This is a genomic window from Oleiphilus sp. HI0128 (assembly GCF_001635365.1).
The window spans coordinates 1-493 of sequence record NZ_LWGG01000614.1 but is presented as its reverse complement, the minus strand read 5'-3'; the positions used below and the strand labels follow the sequence as shown (position 1 = coordinate 493).

General features: G+C 53.1%; 1 protein-coding gene. It reads right to left on the bottom strand.

The genetic code is table 11. The features are described from left to right. Positions 1–482 (bottom strand): hydantoinase B/oxoprolinase family protein (locus A3763_RS07610; protein WP_231872129.1); only part of this gene is annotated, 482 nt, incomplete at its 3' end. Positions 483–493: the final 11 nt, after the last annotated feature.

Below are 493 nucleotides of genomic sequence, written 5' to 3'. Positions count from 1 at the left end.
CAGAGTTTCTCCCCCCAGGCTCCGCCACCAGGTGTGTTGATCGTTAAAACATCACCCGCCCCTACCTTAAACTCTGCCTTACCATCCAGCACCCTAGCATTAAGTACATTTTTACCTGGGCACCCTTCAGCACCACCTTCGAGTCCCCACGGAGCTTTCGAGCGACGCTCAGTTAACAAAGTGACCTGAGCCGCCTGCTTAAACAGGTAAGAGCGGATGACGCCATCTCCACCTGAATGCTCCCCTATGCCACCAGAGCCCGCCCTAATACCGTATTGCATAACCTGCATCGGATAATGAAGCTCCAGGCTCTCTATGGGCGTGTTAAGCGTATTCGTCATATGACACTGGCGCGCAGTAATACCTTCAAATAACTCACCTGCCCCTGCTCCACCAGCGATTGTCTCGTAATAGTTCCATGGCGTCGGAGCTGTCCCTCCCATCGCAACATTATTCATCGTTCCCTGTGAGGCGGCAGGCACTTTAAGTCCTA